Source organism: Helicobacter sp. MIT 11-5569 (assembly GCF_000765695.2).
Taxonomy (GTDB): Bacteria; Campylobacterota; Campylobacteria; order Campylobacterales; family Helicobacteraceae; genus Helicobacter_D.
The window spans coordinates 34,521-52,785 of sequence record NZ_JRPB02000011.1 but is presented as its reverse complement, the minus strand read 5'-3'; the positions used below and the strand labels follow the sequence as shown (position 1 = coordinate 52,785).

Genomic DNA, 18,265 nt, shown 5'->3' with positions numbered 1-18,265 from the left:
CTCACCTGCTAAATCGCGCGTGAATATATCGCGATTTGTCGTTTTTGTGGGTGTGCTTCTTTGTGAAAATGTATTTTTAAGTTTTGGTTGCATTGTTACCTTTTTAATAGTTGCTTCGTTTGCTTTGTATCCATTCGCTCAATCTTGCTAAATATACATAAAATAGTGGGATAAAGAAAACTGCCAAAAATGTTGCAGCAAGCATACCTCCAAGAACGCCTGTGGCAATAGAATGGCGGCTAAGGGCTCCTGCACCACTACTGATTGCAAGCGGTAAAACACCCATACTAAATGCAAGTGAAGTCATCACAATAGGACGGAATCGCAATTTTGCTGCGCCAATTGCTGCATCAACAATGCTTTGTTGCTTATGCTCACGAAGCTGCATTGCAAATTCAACGATTAAAATCGCATTTTTTGCCGCTAATGCAATCAAAACAAGTAGCCCAACTTGGAAATAAATATCATTTTCCAATCCACGCAAAAAGGTCGCAAGAATCGCACCAAAAAGCGCAAAAGGGACTGCACTAAGGACACAAAGCGGCATAAGCCAACGTTCATATTGAGCAACCAAAATCAAAAATACAAAAACAAGCCCAAAGATAAAAGCTGTCGCGCCACTATTTTGGCTAACTTTTTCTTGATAAGTTGAGCCAAAATAGCCAATATCATAGCCTTGTGGCAAAATTTCTGCTGCAATTTCTTCAATCGCTTTAATTGTATCACCGCTTGAATAGCCTTCGTTTGGATAGCCAATAATTTGTGCAGCGAGGAAAAGATTGAAGCGATTAACAATCTCTGCGCCTATGGTATATTCAAAGTTTAGAAGTGAGCTTAGAGGGATAAAATTGCCATCTTCAGATTTGACAAAGACATATCTCAAATCCTCTGGAGATTGGCGAAAGTCTTGTTCGCTTTGAGCAATTACGCGGAAAGTGTGGTTAAAAAGCTCAAAATTATTAATATAATAGTTTCCAAAAGTTACTTGCATTGTCCGAAAAACATCAAAAATATTGACATTTAAAGCCGCAGCTTTTTCTCTATCTAAATGCACAGCAATTTGAGGAATATCTACTGCAATGCTTGTAAAAGCGTTGCGAATCTCTTTGCGCTTGAGTGCAGCTTGCACGATTAAATCAGTGTATTTTTTAAGTTCAGTGAGGCTTGCACCTTCTTTGCTTTGGATATAGATATTAACACCACTAGAATCAAGCCCCGATAATTGTCGGAGCTTGGTTGGCAATAAAGCGTGCATCTGGGTAATCTTGAAGTTGTTTGGAAATGTCTTGGATAAATGCTCGGTCGCTCTTGTTGCTATCTTTGCGCTCACTCCAATCAATGAGCCGATGAAATCCTGCACCACCATTGCTTTTAAAACCTTGTGATAATTGACTAAATCCAGAAATGGTTGTCATCTCGGCAACAAGTGGATTTTGCTCCAAAATGTTTATCAAATCCTTTTGCACTTGTGTAGTGCGCGAAAGCGAAGCACCTTCGGGCAAAATAGTATGGATATTTACGATTCCCATATCTTCTGCGGGGACAAGCGAAGTGGGTGTGCGTTTGAATAAGTCATGGGTCGCAAGAAGCATAACCACAAGCAAACAAAGAAATAACAAACCTCTTTTGAGGACTTTTGCAACTTGGAGCGAAAATTTTAAAGTGAGTTTTTCAAAAAAATCATCAAATTTGGCAATAAGATAAAAAGGTTTGGAATCGTGTTTTTTCAAATACATTGCACAAAGGCTTGGTGTGAGGGTGAGTGCAACACAGCCAGAGATTACGACAGAAATTACAATTGTAATTGCAAATTGGCGGTAAATCTCCCCGCTAAATCCTCCCATAAATGCAACAGGGATAAATACTGCGCTTAAAACCAAAACAATCGCAATCACAGGAGTGGTGATTTCTTGCATGGATTTAATCGTTGCTTCTTTTGCGCTCAAATGTTCTTGGTGCATAATGCGTTCGACATTTTCAATCACAATAATCGCGTCATCAACTACGATTCCAATTGCAAGAATCAGCCCAAAGAGTGTTAAAAGATTGATGGTAAAGCCAAAGAGATAAAGCCCGACAAAAGTGCCAATAAGTGATACCGGAATTGCAATGCATGGAATAATTGTTGCGCGCCAATTCCCTAGAAATACATAGATAATTAAAACAACTAAAACAATTGCTTCAATAAAAGTTTTGAGTACTTCTTTCATGGATTGCACAATAAATTCTGTGGGGCGAAATGGGTTAGAATATTTGACACCCTCAGGAAATTTTTGTGCAAGTTGGTCCATTGTTTTTTGGACACTATTAGCAACTTCAAGAATATTTGCTCCGGGTTGCAGAGTGATTCGAATGGGTATGGAAGGCGTGGAGTTATAAAAATATGATGTTAGATATTCTTGCGCACCAAGTTCAACTCTTGCAACATCTTGAAGTCGCAAAACTGAACCATCAGGATTTGCACGGATAATAATTCTCTCAAATTCTTCAGGCGTTGAAAATAATCCTTGTGTAACAATTGTATAGGCAAATTCACTTTGCGCAATGGGTTCTGTGCCAATTTTTCCGGGTGCAAATTGTGAGTTTTGTTGTTGGATTTTGTCGATCACTTCCAAGGGGGCGATATTTAAACTCGCAAGTTTATCGGGCAAGAGCCAAATGCGCATTGCATAATCCGAACGTCCCCACAAATCAACATCGCCAATTCCGTTAATTCGTTTGAGTTCATCAATGACATTGAGGATTGCATAGTTTGCAAGATAGAGCTGTGAATAATTTGGGTTTTCGGAATAAAGATGATAGAGCCCAACTACTGCAGTAGAATTTTTGCGCACTGTGATTCCAAGCCTTTGTACTTCGCTAGGGAGCTGACTTAGCACCGCTTGCACGCGATTATTAACATTTACAACTGCCATATCTGGGTCTGCATTATTGTTAAAAAACACGCTTAGGTTCATTGTTCCGCTGCTTGTGGTAGAAGTCCGAATATAAATCATATCTTCAACACCATTAATGCTATTTTCTAAAATGCTTGCAACATTGGTTGAAATTGTTTCAGCACTTGCACCCGGATAGTTTGCACTCACAACAATTTGTGTTGGAACAAGTTTTGGATATTGTTCAATTGGAAGATTAAAAAGACACAAAAGCTCAGCAATTACGATAATGATAGAAATGACCTGCTGAAAATGCAGGGCGATTGATAAAAAACTTTGAGAACATTAATTTTCCTTTTCCTTAAACTTCTGTTATTTTCCCTTTTCATACCCCCTGCCCAAAAACACACCAAGCAATCCCCAAACAAACGAAATCCCAGCGCCAACAAGCAATACACAAAGAATCCCGATATTTGCAAGCACACTTTCAAGTTGTGCAGAGAGTGCGTCTCCACCACGATAAACGACTGTATCAAGGAAGTTTTTGACTTTGTATTTAGAATCTGCATCTAGTGGCACAAAGAGCATTTCACGTCCGGGTTTAACCAGCGCATATTCACCCACACGTCGCATACTCATCACAACAACCAAAGGCAAAAATGCAGGGTGTGTAAAGGCAAGAACGACAAAGCCCAATGCAATCACAAAGCCAAGTGTGCTTAAAAGACTTGTGATTCCAAAAAAGCGTGCAATTTTTGCAGTGAGGAAGATTTGAATAAACAATGCGCTAAGTTGCACGATTAAATCAATATTTGCAAAAGCGGCGATTCTTGCTTCACGCGTGGGGAAAAGTTCGCGCACGATTCTTGCTTGCTCCATATAAAGAAAAGTAGAAACACTTGTAAGCAAAAGAATAAACCCACAAAGTGCCAAAAGATATTTTGAAGCTATGATGAGTTTGAATCCCACAAAAGGATTCTTTGAGCCAATGACTTTATCAAATCTACTTAAGCGTTCTTGAGTTTCAAAAGTTTTGAGCTCACGCAAAATGAGGTTTTTAAGCAAAATGCCACAAAATAATAGAGCAATGGAGAGAAAAACAAGGTTTGCTACTCCTAAATGAGCGACCAAAAACCCAACGCTACTTGCTCCAGCAATACTTCCTAAGCTCGCTCCTGCAGTGATGATTCCAAAAAGGCGATTGCTTGCTTCTTTGCTAAACACATCGGCAAGCAAGCTCCACGCACTAGAAAATGCAAAAAGGTTAAAAACGCTAATCCAAACATAAAACACACGCGAAAGCCAGATGAAATGCTGTGTATGAGGCTCAAAAGATTGCATTAAGATATAAAACACCAAAAGATTAAGTCCAAAAAAGATAAACACACAATCCGCATAGAATCTTCGCTTAATCTTGCCACTTAGCCACATCAGCAAAACAGAAGCAAAAATGCAAACAATAAAAGTAGCCAAAAAGAGCCATTTGAGCTCATCTTTGCCGCCTTCTAGTCCCAAAGCATCACGCATTGGACGCAAAATCGCATAAGAGCTAAAGAGCATAAAATAAAGCCAAATGCAAAAAGTAAAAGCCTAAACTCACCCTCTTTTAGGCTTAGGATTCTATAAAGTGTGGATTTCATTTAGTGTCCTTACAAAAATTAATATAGCATTGCGCAATACTTTGTGCATTATTACTTCTTAGAATCTACACCTCATTTAAGCTTAAAAGCTTTGATTTTATCAAGTGTAAAAACAATATCTTCACCACTAATAGAGTTTTTGTGGCAATCATAACACCTTTGCGTATTTTCAGTATAATTGCGACTTTTATCAGCATTAAATGCTTCAAACTCCCAATCGTTATTGACTTTTTGCATTGTAATATAACGATTGATTTGCCCTCTTTGCCCACTTTGATTATGGTATTCTTCCATCACAATAAGCGTTCCATTTGGCAAATTTTTCCCTTGTTGCAGTGCGTTTATTACATCTTTATCTATAAACATATCCTCTATAATACTTCCACGCATTACACTTGTGTAGTGAATACTATTTTTATAAGATTGTGAGCTAATAACTTCAAAACTATCTGCAAAACTAAGATTTTCTGTCAAACTTAATTGTGCTATGCTATATCCTCCTATGAAGACAAAAATAAGGGTTGCACCCAAAAGTTTAATTGAAGTTGTTCTCATTGTTTCTCCTTAGAATCTATGCTTTTAGACTACTCATATCAATCACAAAGCGAAAGTCTGCTTTGCCTGCTGCGACAATCTCATAAGCTTCATCAAGCTTGTTAATAGGAATAATTTGCACTTTGGGATAAATCTTGTTTTTCACGCTAAAATCTAGCATTTCTTGCGTTTCTTTGATTCCACCAATCACGCTTGGATAGATTCTCTTGTTTTGAAACTGCCAAACAAAATCATCAAAATCAAGCTTTGGCTTATCTTTGCTTGCAGGCAAGCCAACAATCGCCATTTCACCGCCAAATTTTAGCATTTTGTGATAGACATTCACATCATAATGATAAGGAATTGTGCTAATAATAAAATTAAAAGTGTTTGCAAACTCGTTAAAACGCTTACTTTTGACATTCACAAATTCTTTTGCACCAAGTGCAAGCACAGCATCCTTTTTCTCCACAATATCAAAGCAAGTAACCTCCGCGCCAAGTTTTACCATATATTGCAACGCCATATGCCCTAAACCTCCAACGCCTGCTACAGCGACTTTATCACCCTTTTTAACTTTGGAAAACATAATTGGCGAATAAGTTGTAACCCCTGCACAAAGCAGCGGTGCGACTTTTTCAAGCTCTGCATTTTTAGGGACTTTAATCGCAAATTTTTCGCTCAAAACAATGTTGTTAGAGTAGCCACCATAGGTGTTTGCGTCATTATGAAAGACATCTTTGCTGTTGTATGTAAAGACGGTTTTGCCATTTGTGCAATATTGCTCTTTACTTGCCTTGCACGCTTCACATTTACCACAACTATTTACCATACAGCCCACACCTGCGTAATCGCCGACTTTAAATTTGCTCACAGACTTGCCCACTGCAACGACTTTGCCAAGAATCTCATGCCCGGGCACAATGGGATAAATCGGCACATGATGATCACCACTCACTGCATGCAAGTCGCTATGGCAGATTCCAGCATACAGAATCTCAAGCAGCACATCGTTTGCGCCCATTGGGTGGCGCGAAAACTTAAAAGGCTTAAATTTCCATTCTTTAGAATGTGCGGCATAGCCAATACTTGGAATCTCTTTACCACTTAGTGCTTCTTTTAATCCTAAAATTTCGCTTTGTGTAGTTGTGTTTGCATTTTGTGCAAACAACGCATTTGCGCCAAATCCCAAAGCAGCCGCTCCACCGGCAATTTTTGCAGAAGTCTTAAGAAATTCTCTGCGAGTTTTGTTGTGTTGATTTTGCATTTTTTGCTCCTTAAATAAAATAAAAAAATATTATAAAGCATAACACTTAGTGTTTGTCAAGAGCAAAATATAATTTTAGATAGTTTTATTTTCTAATAAAAGTTTTAGATTCTGCAAAATGTATTTAATGTTTCTATCACTTTGAAAATCTCTTTATCTTCCATTACTTGACTTATGGGAAGCGATAAGACTTCATTATGAATTTTTTGCGTTTGAGGGAATTCTAGTGTATTCCATTCTTGATAAGCAGGCTGTTTATGGGGTGGAATCGGATAGTGGATAAGTGTTTGGATTCCATTTTGTTTTAAATACTCTTGTAGCTTATCACGTTCTTTAGTTCTTATAACAAAAACATGCCATACATTAGAATCTTCATCGCCTGCACGTGGCAAAATAATCTCTGAATGTTTAATCCTATCCAAATAAATATTTGCGATTCTTTTGCGTTTTTGATTATCTTCATCTAAAGATTTTAACTTCACACGCAAAATTCCAGCTTGGATTTCATCAAGTCTTGAATTTAACCCTTGATAAAGATTTTCGTATTTTTTAAACGAACCATAATTAGCTAAAGCGCGGATTTTATCTGCTAATGCTTTATCATTTGTTGTAATTGCTCCAGCATCACCAAGCGCACCAAGATTTTTACCCGGATAAAAGGAGAATCCGCTAACATCACCTAAACTACCAGCTCTTTTTCCTTGATAAATCGCTCCGTGTGCTTGTGCAGAATCCTCAATCACTTTTAGATTATACTTCTTTGCTAATGCCCAAATTTTCTCCATTTCCACCACACGCCCATATAAATGCACAACCAAAATTGCTTTTGTTTTTGACGTAATATGCGATTCTATGCGCTCAACATCAATATTATAAGTTTCTAAGCTCGGCTCTACAAGCACAGGAGTGCAAGCATTATCAGTAATTGCTAAAATACTTGCAATATAAGTATTTGCTGGGACAATAATCTCATCGCCTTTTCCAAAACCATAAGCTTTTATGATTAAACGCAACGCATCTAACCCATTTGCACAACCCACACAATACTTAGTGCCACAATACTCTGCAAATTCTTTTTCAAACTCTGCATTTTGCTTGCCTTGTAAATACCAGCCACTTGCACACACTTCTTTAAAAACAGATTCAAAAGAATCTTGAAATCGTGCATTTATTTTTTGTAAATCTAAAAACTTAACCACTATTAATTTCCTTGTGTAATACAAAATTGTGCCAAACGCAATAAATTTGCAAAAGTAAATTGATATTTCTCATAAAGAATCTCTTGCCCTCCTTTTTGATTATAAAATTGCATAATTTTGTGGTATCCCCAAATTTTGCGAATTTGGTGTGGCGAGCATAATGCCATAGCTCCCCAAAAAAACTGCAAGGTTTCTTTGTAGGGTTTTACACCTGTGTATTCTATCTCTTTAGCAAAAGCTTCTTCTAAAAGCGGAATATCATCAAAGCCTAAAAACTCATCTAAAAGTGCGTGTGCTTCTAAAACTTCTCGCATACCTGTTACTTGGCTTGGAGAGCTAAGCTGCGACCCATTTTGCATAGGGACTTTATAGCGCACGATTCTCTTATTTAAAACTTTTGCTTCTCCTAGTTTCATCAGCCTAATGTGCATTTGATAATCTTGAAAACTCACCATACTTACAGGCAAAGGCATAATTTGGTTAGCATATTTGCGCTTAAAAGACATACCCGGAGAAACAAAACAATTCCAATTTAAAAAAGTATAGTAAATAAACTCTTTTTTGCTTCTATTTTGCATATTTACATAGCCATTCATTAGTGCTTCAATCACATTATTATTCTCATCTACTGGAATCAAAGGCGCATATAAAGCTGAAAAATCATCACTTTTGTGTGCATTATAAACTGCTTCTAATGCGCCTAGTTCAAAGGAATCATCACCTGCGCAAAAAAGCAAAATATCAGATTTAGAATGCTTAAAAGCAGTATTCAAAGCAGCATTTACACCGCGATTAAAAACATGTTTAATAAGTTTAATACGTTTATCTTTATATTTTAAAATCTCTTTAACTGTGTTATCACTGCTACAATCATCTACAATCAGCACTTCAAAATCCTTAAAAGTCTGATTAAGAGTAGATTCTATAAATCTTCCTACATATTTTTCATGGTTAAAACTCGGTGCTAACACTGAAATTTTTGGCATTCATCATCTCCTTTAACAAAAGCAGAAGTATAAACTATTCTACCAATCTTTACAAGAATCTACGAAAAAGATTTATTACCAAAATTTGGTTTAAAATTATTTCACGAGCAATGCAGAACCAAAGAAATCCGTCAAAGGCACAACTGTTACTCCATTTTCTTTACAAAATAAATCAACCGCTTCTTTGCATCTTGGATATCCTGCATTTTTATAATCATGCACCATGATAAAGCCACCTTGACTTAATCGCGGATAAAAAACTCTCAAACCATCTAAAATAGGTTGATACAAATCCATATCCAAACTTACAAAGGCAAACTTCTCACTAGAATCCAAATCAAAAGTTTCTGGGAAAAAACCTTTTTTTACAATACATTGTTCTTTAAATGGCATTCTATTAAGAACATAATCTACATTAGTATCCATAAACCTAACTTGCATGGATTCTATATTCCCTTCATGTGTATCAATCTCATTTGCAATACTTTTAATATCAAAACCTTCAAATGTATCAAACAAATAAAGATTTCTATCTGGGAAAAAAGCATTAATTTTCCTGCTAAACTCTCCCTTATAAACTCCACATTCTGCTACCGAACCTTCTACATTATGCGCATAAATGCTCTCTGCAATAAGCTCTAATTGCTTATATCTTACAAAATCTTTAGATTCTTTCATTTTTTTGCAAGATGAATGTTGCATAGTTACAGGGAATATATAATTTCTTTCATAATTAAGAAATATTTCACTTAAAACATCATCATTTAAAAACTCTGCATATTCTTGGTTAATTTTTTGCATTAAATCACCAAAGAATACATCATTGTCATTATCAATAATAAATGCTATGGCTTTTTTGGAATCCAACCCCACTTCTTTTATTTTATTTTTCACACTACTGACATTTCCACTAGCAATTAACAAATAATCATATTCTAAGTCTTTAATTGTTTCAATTGCATAAACAGGATAGCCCTTAAATTCCTTAATCGTATCTACTCTAAAGGTATAAGGATTCACAAACCCCAAAATCTCAACCCTAGAAAAGTCAATATTTTTATAAATAGATTCTGCAACCGTCCCCACTCCAAAAATAACAATCTTTTTCATATTTACACTCCTATAAAATTTATTTTATTCTTTGCTTATAAAGAAGCTGCCACATAAATATCTCCAGCTATTTCTGGATATTGTTCTCCTAACTGCATAAAAGCTTCAATCATCTCTTTATTCCATTGTTCTTTTATTTGTTGATTAGATAATGGCTTCAGCCAATATCCACCGCTTGCCACTACCTTTAAACCAGCATTTACAAATTCTTGCAAAAACTCTTCCAAATTATAAACTCTTCTATGCCCATGAAATACATCTGCCTCACTCATAGATTTTTCACTATCTAAAAGCCCCATTTTTACAGCTGCTTGACGATGGATAGAGTGGGAATTTGGAACTGCTGCAAAAATTATCCCGGAAGTATCTGTTTTTAGCCAAGTTTTAGCTAGTTTTAATATTTCAACAGGTGATTCCACATGTTCTAAAACATGCCCCATTACTATTGCATCATATTTTCTAGTAGGCTTAAACTCTTCAAACAAACAACAATTAACCGACAAATTAGGAAATTCTTTTTTAAGCGCATTTGAAAAATAATCTGAACCCTCCACAATTTCAAGATAATCCGCATATTTAATCAAGCGTCTTGTCATAACACCTTCTGCAGGACCCATCTCTAAAATACTTCCGCCTTGATAAAATCTTTTGAATATATCAAAACAATAACTAATTTCATACGCTGAAACCTCTTTTGCTTGTAGCGGGTTGCTATAGTCTTGCGCAATGTTTTCCAATCGTCTTTTTTCTAAACACATATCATCTCCTTATGTTAATATTTAATCCACATTCTTCTATGTTTTCAAATTCAACACATGCTAAATCTGATTCCAACATTTCAGTATGTAAGGTATTTAAAAAATCTAAGAAAGGTAAATTCCTCTCTCCTTTTTGATAAGAAATTATTATTTTTCCATTTATGTTTAAAGCATTTTGTGCTAATCCACAAGCTTTAAAAAACATAATTTTTTCTAATTTTCTTCCTAATGCTCTACAACTAACACATAAATCTATTATATGTAAATTTTTCTCATCTTTAAATCCAATAAAGATTCCTATAATCCCACTATCACTCAATTTATCTTTCATTGCAATCGTGATGATACATATATCCTCATCAGCAAACCAATCTCTTACTACTTCTTGTGTAGGGCGTGTGTAGTTTGCAATAAATTGATTTGTTTTATTAAGAAGCTCCGTTACTCTAGGGAGTGTATCCATAGCATTTACTCTAAATTCTAATTGAATTTCTAGTTTCTTAAAATAAGATTCGGGAGATAAATTTGATAATTCCTGTCTTACAAAGTTTGCTTGAATGTCTTTGGAACGCAACAAATCTTCTTTGCTACTTGTGAGCTTTAACATCTGTGGAAATAATCTAAGAATTTGTAAAGTTTCTATAGGGGATTTGGCTAATATTACTTTAACGCCTAAATCCCTAACATTTTCAATTTCAGCAGGGTTATCATCAATAAACAATATGGAATCTAATCCAATATTAAGAGCTTTTGCTATCTCTTGAATGCTTTGTCTTTTGGGATTCCAGCTGACCTTTTTGACATCAAAATCTTCCCATTTTAAACCAAAATCTTGCCTTCTTTTAAAAAGATTTTTTACATCTTCTTCATAATTTTTAGAAGCAATTGCCAACAAAAAACCTTGTGCTTTGTATTTCAATATCTCTTTATGAAGTAACATATATTTGTCATCATAAACCAACGCATTTTCGCCATCTTCTCCTAATATCCCACCATATAGCGTATTGTCTAAATCTAATACTATTGCTTTAAGTGTCGGCAATATCATAGAAGGAATTAAAGATAAACCTAAAATTTGCGCCACGCTAATACAAGCTATGTTACTTAATCGCATTCCTGTGATTTGCGATTTTGCCTCATCTAAAATAGAATCCAAACCCATTTCCCCAATCATTTCAGAGATGAAAAAAATTGCACAATCTAAAATACTTTGAAATTTACTTTTTATAGAATCCAAATTTTTAAGTAATTGACTTTTATAAATATCTAAAAAAATTATCAGAATCGGGGATTTTGAAATGCTTCTTAAATACTCCACACGCTCAAAAATATGCTCTAACGCATTATTTTGCCTATAATTGTCTAAGTCAATCCACAAAAGCTCCAAATCACAACTTTGATGATTTTCAAACATAAAGCTATCATCATAACTTCCTATATTAAAAACCACATTTAAATGAGAAAAATTTAAAAATGGTTTAATAATACTTTGAATCGGCTCAAATGCGTGATTCCTATGCACATTAACACAGATTGTTTTCCCATTAATATTTTCTTTTGACAATTCTATTAGTTGCCTTCTTGTTAAATTATTCGCAAATATATCTATCATTTTTCGACAAACTCCACTAATAAATGATTTCTTAACATAACAAAACATACCCTAGAAAAATAACTTGCTTTCTTAGCCGACTGAATAATCATAGCTTTTCTCCCCCCCCCCGCAACATATATGATTTATCTATTTCAAGATTTAATTTATTCTGGTAATCCAAACTTGCAAAAAGATTCTCTACGCTTTTTTCAATACTTTGTGTTTCATAAGCTATATGATACATTTTTGTATGATTTTGTAGATAATTATCCAAAGGACCATTTGCTTCTAAATTTTCTAATAACTCTAATCTATATTGGGGCATTTGGATATTAGAAGAAACCAAAAAAAGTCCCCTAACTCCTTGTGTTTTATCTACAAACTCATCTTCACATACAAAGCCAAGTGCTTTATAATAAAACAATTCATCTGAAATTTTATGAGTAGCCACTCCGATGTGGTGAATTGGCAACTCTAAATTCATCTTATCAATTCCCATATTTTATTGACTAACAAATCTTGAGAATCTATTTTTGGCAAATCCTGTTCAGAAAACATGATATTAAACTCCTCTTCAATGCTCATAACAATATCAATATGCGCAAGAGAAGTCCATTTTTCGCAATTTTGCCTTGAAACTTGCGTATTTTCATTGACTTCTACCTCTAAAATATCCCCTAAAATCTCACAAACCTTTTGTTTAATGTTTTGTTGCATAAATTACTCCTTTAACGATTTAAAAGTGAAAACACTTTTTTCTTAGATTGCTCGTATGCTTCTCTTGTAAGCATTAAAACTTTTAACTTTTCTTTCTCATCAAATCCTATATCCACAGCACCAGCTTTTAAATGAAAATCCAATACTTGAGTATTTGCGGGATAAAGCGTAAAGACATTTTTATCATCTAAATTCAAACTCTCATAAAATGTTTTTTTGACTAAAAAATCTGATTCTAAAGACTGCAAAAAATTCACTCCATCTTGCATAATCCAACGCCCAAACTCATAAAAAGCTAAGTTATTTTCTATAACAAATGTATTATAAGTCGGATAAATGCTATTTAATCCTATTGGTTTGCCTTGCTTATCTTCTATGACAAAATACCACTCATTATCTAAGCTTTTATAACGCTCCATATAAGCAATCTGCTTTTGTAAATCACCATCTGTTTTGTGAATAAATTTTGATTTTTTTTCATTAGTTCGTAAGTCTAATATAAAAGCAGAATCACTAATTTCAGCTTCACGCAAATTAATATACCTGCCCTCTATTTTTGAAAAATTATGCAAATTTCTCATGAAGCAACCTTGTAAATTTTTGTATTTTTTGAGAAGTTTTGTAAAAAGATTTGCGGATAAATTCTACTTTTCCTAGTTGCCATAAAGACTTTTGGAATCGTAAATGAAGTAAAAAGATACGCAGATATTCTGCTACTAAATTTGCCCCCCCCCCCCCGCAGAGACAGCATTATTTGCAGGAATAGCATAAAAAGAAGCAGATTCTTCCTTATATGCCACCACCTTAAACCCATCAATACCCGATAAGATAAAACAATCTCCCTTATCTTTAAAAACATTTCTCCCGATATATTCCTCACTTAAAATGCTTTGAGAGATTGCCACTCCGCGAATTGTAGGGAGTTGATATTCTTTGAAAATAAAAGCACGCAGTTGGTTGTGAATCTCAAAGCTTGTTTTTTTCAGATTTATCATAATATTTGCCACATCAATATCTGTGCGTGCAAAATAGCTACTTTGCAAAGGAGATTGTTTATAAGTGCTAAACTCCCCATTTAATAGCACATTAAATTTCTCTTTAAACAACGCAAACCCTTCTTCTAAATACCTAAAATACAAATCCCTAGCACTATCTTGCAATCCTATTTTAAAGATTCTTTGAGCGATAATCTCGCCTGTATCAATGCCATTATTAATCGTATGCAAAGTTACCCCGCTTTCACTCTCACCATTGAGAATCGGCGTGATAGAGGTAAAAACACCCTTATATTTGGGCAATGCAGAAAAATGGATATTGTATAATCGTTTGCTTGCAAATCGCTCAACTTTTATAAGCTTATCAAACTCTAGTGAGAGAAAAAGCACATTAGGGATTTGCTGCACCTCTTGTAAAGTAGCGATTTTTACATTTGATTGGTTGGCAAATTTATAAAGTGAGGGTTGCCAAGAATCTTCACCATTATCGTTGTGGTTTGGAATCACACAAATTTCATTATTTGCAAAAAGTGTAAGTGCGTATTTTAGAGCATTTACAGCAATGCTATTTTTGCCCGCTATGCAAAGTTTGATTTTGGATTTGCTAGGAGATTCTAAGCGCATTGCCTAATCTCCACAGTTTTTAAGCGATTTACCTTGCCGTGTGGCAAGATAATATTGAAGCGAGATTCTAAGCTTTGCGACAAAAATCCAAAAGCTAAGAAAGCTAAATTTGCCCCCCCCCCCCGCAGGATTGCTCATTGCAATCACTTAGGATAATTTGGGATTTGCAAATCATTTTTGTATAGGGCGGGACATCTTTGCTTACTACAGCTCCAGCACCAATCATCGCACCCTCACCGATAACCACGCCGGGCAAAATCGTAGCATTTGCCCCGATACTTGCACCTTTTTTAATGGTGGTGGTTAAAAATTCTTGTGGATAAACTTTAGAACGCGGGTATTTGTCATTACAGAAGCTAACATTTGGACCAATAAACACATCATCTTCGATAATGATTTTATCCCAAATTTGCACACCACTTTTGATGGTTACATTATTGCCAATTCGCACATCATTTTCTATAAAACAATGCGAACAGATATTGCAATTTTCCCCGATAATCGCATTAGGCAAAACCACGCAAAATTGCCAGATTCTTGTATTTTTTCCAATCTGTGTGCTTTGCACATCAGAGAGAGGATGTATCATTGCTTTTTTCACCTATACCTTCCTTAACTAATCCTATAAATTCTCCATAATCCCTAATATACTCATTTTCATCGTAAAAATCACTTGCTAAAACCACAAGCCTACAATCATAAGAAAAATTTTTCATCACACGCCACATATTTTTACCGATATATAAGCCTACTTCAGGGGAATCAAGAATCACTTTTTCTTTTATTTTACCATTGTCTAAGAGGATTTCACAAGAACCTGCTAGACAAATCATAATCTGCTCTAAGTTTGTATGCGCGTGCCCACCTCTATCAAACTCTGGTGAAGCATCAAAAATATAATACACGCGTTTAATATCAAAAGGCACATTTTTACGCGATTCTAACGCGACAAGTTTTCCCCTCTCATCACTAAAGGCGTGCATAGTCAAAATTTTATAATTCATCTATGCCACCTTTAAGGTGCAAATATCTACAATTATCCCCCCCCCCCGCACGAGTAGGCAGAACTCATTATAATCATTAATATATTCTTGTTTATTATAATAACAATCACTTAGAACAAGCAATACACAATCTTTAGAAAAATCATACATTTGCTTCCATAACATTTTACCTAGATAAAGCCCTTGTTTTGGGCTATCAAGCGTAATAATCTGCGAAGTTTTTGCATCATCAATCTTCACCTTGCAACTTCCTTTAAGCGCAATCATCAAAAATGCAGAATCTTTATTTGCGTGATTCCCCCTTGTAGCAATACTTGGCACATCAAAAATATAAAATACCCTTTTAATCTCAAAAGGGCAATTTACATTGTTTTGCAATGCTACCAAAACAGAATCTTTATCGTTAAAAAAGTTAAAATCTATGAGTTTATAATCCATTTTTCTATTCCTCTTGATTGATTTCTCTAATCAACCTTGCAGGATTCCCTCCAATCAAACTATTAGCAGGAAATGAGCGAGTAACCACACTTCCAGCACCTACAACACACCCGCTTCCTAAATGCACTCCTTTTAATATTGTTACATTAGAACCAATAAAACAATCATCACCAATAACAATATCTGCACATTTGATTTTGTCAATATGATGATTCCTATATTTAATAGACAATCCATGCCCATCACTGCTCATCGCCGTAAATTTCGGACCTATCATACAACGTTGCCCGATAGTAATATTAGAATAGGAAGCAACCAGAGTGAAATTGTTATTAATATATGTATTAGCATGTATTGTAACTACCCCCCCCCTAATCTGAAAATGATTATATCCACTAAAAAAATAAGGAGATGGAAAATATCCCAAATGCACGTCTTGCCCGATTCTTATTTGTCCGCCTTCATAACATAAGAACAAAGTAGGAGAAACAATATGAAAATCTCCACCCTTTAAACGCACATTTGATAATATTTTAGCAAACCAAAAAATTCTAAATCTAAGAAATAGATTTGTCCATTTAACAATCTTATTTCGCATTAGATTTCTCCTTATACTTTTCCACATACCATTGCAAAGTTTTTTGGATTCCACTTTCAAAACTCTCAAGCGGTTTCCAACCCAAAAGACTTTCTATTTTACTAGAATCCACCGCATAGCGTCTATCATGCCCAGCTCTATCTTGCACAAAGGCAATTTGTGTGGCGTAGGATTGCCCATTTGCTTTTGGCTTTAGGGTATCCAAAATCGCACAAATAGTTTTAGCAATACTTAGATTCTCTCTTTCGCAATTTCCACCGATGTTAAAAGTTTCCCCAAAATAAGAAGAATGAAAGACTTTATCAATCGCAATGCAATGATCCTCTACAAAAAGCCAATCGCGGATATTTTTGCCATCGCCATAAATAGGAATCTCTTTGCCTTGCAAAGCATTGCGGATAATCGTAGGGATAAGCTTTTCATCGTGTTGCTTTGGTCCATAGTTATTCGAACAATTTGTGATAAAAGTTTGCAATCCATAAGTATGATGATAGCTCCTAGTCAGCATATCACTACTTGCTTTAGAAGCAGAATAAGGGGAGTTTGGCGCATAGGGAGTGGATTCACTAAAATACTCTCTCTCGCCCAATGAGCCAAACACCTCATCAGTGCTAATATGGTGGAATCTGCAATGCTCTTTGCCTTTTTTGGGTTGATTTGGGGATTCAAACCAGCTTAAATACGCATTATGCAAGAGATTAAAAGTCCCATTGACATTAGTTTGCACAAACGCAGAAGGATTATTAATAGAATTATCCACATGGGATTCTGCGGCAAAATGTATCACGCCTTCAATATTATACTTTAAAAAAATCTCCCTTATAAAAGCTTCATCGCAAATATTCCCTTGCACAAAGGTATAATTAGGGTAGTTTTCCACACCTTTAAGATTCTCTAAATCCCCCGCATAAGTGAGTAAATCCACATTTATGATTCTGTATTGCGGGTATTTTGACAAAAAATACAAAATAAAATTACTGCCGATAAAACCCGCCCCACCTGTGATTAAAAGACTTTTAATCATTATGAAAACCTATTTCTACAATGTTTTTTAAATATCGCCCATAACCACTTTTATTTAAACTCTCTGCACGCTTTAAAAGCAACTCTTCATCAATCCAACCATTGTAATAAGCAATTTCTTCTAAACAAGCTACTTTGTAGCCTTGTCGTAACTCAATAGTTTGCACAAAAGTCGCTGCGTCAATAAGGCTATCGTGCGTTCCTGTATCAAGCCATGCAAAGCCTCGCCCTAAGATTTGGGATTTGAGCTGTTTTGCCTTAAGATAGGCAAGATTTACATCAGTAATTTCTAATTCTCCGCGCACAGAAGGCTTAAGAGATTTTGCAATAGAAATCGCATTATTATCATAAAAATACAATCCTGTAACCGCATAATTGCTTTTAGGATTTTGGGGTTTTTCCTCTATGCTTAGGACATTTCCCACCTTATCAAGCTCGGCGACACCAAATGCCCTAGAATCTTTCACGCGATAAGAAAAAATTGTTGCGATTCCTTTTTTAGCAGATTCCTTTGCCTCTAAAAGCATTTGCGAAAACCCTTGACCATAGAAAATATTATCTCCCAAAATCAAAGCAATATCATCACCCTTGATAAAATTTTCTGCCAAAATTAGCCCTTGCGCCAAACCATCTGGAGATTCTTGGACGCAATATTGAATATCCATTCCAAGCCAACTTCCATCACCAAAAATTTCTTGAAATCTTGGAGTATCTTTAGGAGTAGAAATAATCAAAACTTCCCGAATCTTAGCAAGCATAAGCACAGAAAGCGGATAATAAATCATCGGCTTATCATAAATAGGTAAAAGTTGTTTTGAGATTCCTAGTGTTGTGGGATAGAGCCTAGTCCCACTCCCACCTGCTAAAATAATGCCTTTCATCACTCTATGCTATGAAATAAA

Annotated in this window: 19 protein-coding genes and 1 pseudogene; all 20 read right to left on the bottom strand. The window is 35.3% G+C overall.

Features of this window, described 5'->3' with window-relative positions; all coding sequences use genetic code 11:
• Positions 1–103: 103 nt before the first annotated feature.
• A pseudogene (locus LS70_RS08585) lies at positions 104–3,146 on the bottom strand (efflux RND transporter permease subunit).
• 102 nt (positions 3,147–3,248) lie between these two features.
• On the bottom strand, positions 3,249–4,436 hold the full coding sequence (locus tag LS70_RS08580) for an NTP/NDP exchange transporter (protein ID WP_081949679.1): 1,188 nt from the start codon (positions 4,434–4,436) through the stop codon (positions 3,249–3,251).
• A complete protein-coding gene (locus tag LS70_RS10335) occupies positions 4,382–4,516 on the bottom strand; it encodes a hypothetical protein (protein ID WP_268902949.1) in 135 nt (44 codons plus the stop codon). Before LS70_RS10335 ends, LS70_RS08580 begins: the two co-directional genes overlap by 55 nt.
• A gap of 72 nt (positions 4,517–4,588) precedes the next feature.
• On the bottom strand, positions 4,589–5,071 hold the full coding sequence (locus LS70_RS08575; protein ID WP_034287711.1) for a cytochrome P460 family protein: 483 nt from the start codon (positions 5,069–5,071) through the stop codon (positions 4,589–4,591).
• A gap of 16 nt (positions 5,072–5,087) precedes the next feature.
• Positions 5,088–6,317: an NAD(P)-dependent alcohol dehydrogenase gene (locus tag LS70_RS08570; RefSeq protein WP_081949681.1), complete on the bottom strand. Its 1,230-nt coding sequence runs from the start codon at positions 6,315–6,317 to the stop codon at positions 5,088–5,090.
• Positions 6,318–6,421: 104 nt separating this feature from the next.
• Positions 6,422–7,516, bottom strand: coding sequence for a DegT/DnrJ/EryC1/StrS family aminotransferase (locus LS70_RS08565; protein ID WP_034287715.1), 1,095 nt, complete (start codon positions 7,514–7,516; stop codon positions 6,422–6,424).
• Positions 7,517–7,518: 2 nt separating this feature from the next.
• A complete protein-coding gene (locus LS70_RS08560) occupies positions 7,519–8,502 on the bottom strand; it encodes a glycosyltransferase family 2 protein (protein ID WP_052083305.1) in 984 nt (327 codons plus the stop codon).
• A 96-nt stretch (positions 8,503–8,598) separates the two neighbouring features.
• Positions 8,599–9,612: a TylF/MycF/NovP-related O-methyltransferase gene (locus LS70_RS08555; protein ID WP_052083306.1), complete on the bottom strand. Its 1,014-nt coding sequence runs from the start codon at positions 9,610–9,612 to the stop codon at positions 8,599–8,601.
• 35 nt (positions 9,613–9,647) lie between these two features.
• Positions 9,648–10,370, bottom strand: coding sequence for a class I SAM-dependent methyltransferase (locus LS70_RS08550; protein WP_034287719.1), 723 nt, complete (start codon positions 10,368–10,370; stop codon positions 9,648–9,650).
• A 1-nt stretch (position 10,371) separates the two neighbouring features.
• Entirely contained in the window at positions 10,372–11,979 is a 1,608-nt protein-coding gene (locus LS70_RS08545) for an HAD-IIIC family phosphatase (RefSeq protein WP_034289066.1), read from the bottom strand.
• A 91-nt stretch (positions 11,980–12,070) separates the two neighbouring features.
• Positions 12,071–12,448 carry a VOC family protein gene (locus tag LS70_RS08540; protein ID WP_138109422.1) on the bottom strand — a complete coding sequence of 126 codons (378 nt, stop codon included), beginning with the start codon at positions 12,446–12,448 and terminating at the stop codon, positions 12,071–12,073.
• Positions 12,445–12,669, bottom strand: a complete 225-nt coding sequence (locus LS70_RS08535; RefSeq protein WP_034289071.1) for an acyl carrier protein — start codon at positions 12,667–12,669, stop codon at positions 12,445–12,447. Before LS70_RS08535 ends, LS70_RS08540 begins: the two co-directional genes overlap by 4 nt.
• Before the next feature lie 23 nt (positions 12,670–12,692).
• Positions 12,693–13,262, bottom strand: coding sequence for a GNAT family N-acetyltransferase (locus tag LS70_RS08530; protein WP_034287722.1), 570 nt, complete (start codon positions 13,260–13,262; stop codon positions 12,693–12,695).
• Positions 13,263–13,397: 135 nt separating this feature from the next.
• Positions 13,398–14,300 (bottom strand): formyltransferase family protein, encoded by a 903-nt coding sequence (locus LS70_RS08525; RefSeq protein WP_138109419.1) that lies wholly within the window; start codon positions 14,298–14,300, stop codon positions 13,398–13,400.
• Positions 14,301–14,403: 103 nt separating this feature from the next.
• A complete protein-coding gene (locus tag LS70_RS08520) occupies positions 14,404–14,889 on the bottom strand; it encodes an acyltransferase (protein ID WP_138109421.1) in 486 nt (161 codons plus the stop codon).
• Positions 14,870–15,304 (bottom strand): sugar 3,4-ketoisomerase, encoded by a 435-nt coding sequence (locus LS70_RS08515; protein ID WP_052083388.1) that lies wholly within the window; start codon positions 15,302–15,304, stop codon positions 14,870–14,872. The genes LS70_RS08520 and LS70_RS08515 overlap by 20 nt, the downstream gene beginning before the upstream one ends.
• The gene (locus LS70_RS08510; protein ID WP_034289689.1) at positions 15,305–15,742 is read right to left on the bottom strand and encodes a sugar 3,4-ketoisomerase; all 438 of its coding nucleotides are present in this window, start codon (positions 15,740–15,742) and stop codon (positions 15,305–15,307) included.
• 4 nt (positions 15,743–15,746) lie between these two features.
• A complete protein-coding gene (locus tag LS70_RS08505) occupies positions 15,747–16,340 on the bottom strand; it encodes an acyltransferase (RefSeq protein ID WP_034289686.1) in 594 nt (197 codons plus the stop codon).
• Entirely contained in the window at positions 16,330–17,361 is a 1,032-nt protein-coding gene (gene rfbB / locus LS70_RS08500) for a dTDP-glucose 4,6-dehydratase (protein WP_201273984.1), read from the bottom strand. The genes LS70_RS08505 and rfbB overlap by 11 nt, the downstream gene beginning before the upstream one ends.
• Positions 17,357–18,244 carry a glucose-1-phosphate thymidylyltransferase RfbA gene (gene rfbA, locus LS70_RS08495; RefSeq protein WP_034289680.1) on the bottom strand — a complete coding sequence of 296 codons (888 nt, stop codon included), beginning with the start codon at positions 18,242–18,244 and terminating at the stop codon, positions 17,357–17,359. Before rfbA ends, rfbB begins: the two co-directional genes overlap by 5 nt.
• Between the last annotated feature and the right edge of the window lie 21 nt (positions 18,245–18,265).

What these genes read in the sequence shown, in the direction of transcription:
- LS70_RS08580 (WP_081949679.1), bottom strand. Translation starts at nt 4,436, where the DNA reads ATGCTCTTTAGCTCTTATGCGATTTTGCGTCCAATGCGTGATGCTTTG.
- LS70_RS10335 (WP_268902949.1), bottom strand. Translation starts at nt 4,516, where the DNA reads ATGAAATCCACACTTTATAGAATCCTAAGCCTAAAAGAGGGTGAGTTT.
- LS70_RS08575 (WP_034287711.1), bottom strand. Translation starts at nt 5,071, where the DNA reads ATGAGAACAACTTCAATTAAACTTTTGGGTGCAACCCTTATTTTTGTC.
- LS70_RS08570 (WP_081949681.1), bottom strand. Translation starts at nt 6,317, where the DNA reads ATGCAAAATCAACACAACAAAACTCGCAGAGAATTTCTTAAGACTTCT.
- LS70_RS08560 (WP_052083305.1), bottom strand. Translation starts at nt 8,502, where the DNA reads ATGCCAAAAATTTCAGTGTTAGCACCGAGTTTTAACCATGAAAAATAT.
- LS70_RS08555 (WP_052083306.1), bottom strand. Translation starts at nt 9,612, where the DNA reads ATGAAAAAGATTGTTATTTTTGGAGTGGGGACGGTTGCAGAATCTATT.
- LS70_RS08550 (WP_034287719.1), bottom strand. Translation starts at nt 10,370, where the DNA reads ATGTGTTTAGAAAAAAGACGATTGGAAAACATTGCGCAAGACTATAGC.
- LS70_RS08540 (WP_138109422.1), bottom strand. Translation starts at nt 12,448, where the DNA reads ATGAATTTAGAGTTGCCAATTCACCACATCGGAGTGGCTACTCATAAA.
- LS70_RS08530 (WP_034287722.1), bottom strand. Translation starts at nt 13,262, where the DNA reads ATGAGAAATTTGCATAATTTTTCAAAAATAGAGGGCAGGTATATTAAT.
- LS70_RS08525 (WP_138109419.1), bottom strand. Translation starts at nt 14,300, where the DNA reads ATGCGCTTAGAATCTCCTAGCAAATCCAAAATCAAACTTTGCATAGCG.
- LS70_RS08520 (WP_138109421.1), bottom strand. Translation starts at nt 14,889, where the DNA reads ATGATACATCCTCTCTCTGATGTGCAAAGCACACAGATTGGAAAAAAT.
- LS70_RS08515 (WP_052083388.1), bottom strand. Translation starts at nt 15,304, where the DNA reads ATGAATTATAAAATTTTGACTATGCACGCCTTTAGTGATGAGAGGGGA.
- LS70_RS08510 (WP_034289689.1), bottom strand. Translation starts at nt 15,742, where the DNA reads ATGGATTATAAACTCATAGATTTTAACTTTTTTAACGATAAAGATTCT.
- LS70_RS08505 (WP_034289686.1), bottom strand. Translation starts at nt 16,340, where the DNA reads ATGCGAAATAAGATTGTTAAATGGACAAATCTATTTCTTAGATTTAGA.
- rfbA (WP_034289680.1), bottom strand. Translation starts at nt 18,244, where the DNA reads ATGAAAGGCATTATTTTAGCAGGTGGGAGTGGGACTAGGCTCTATCCC.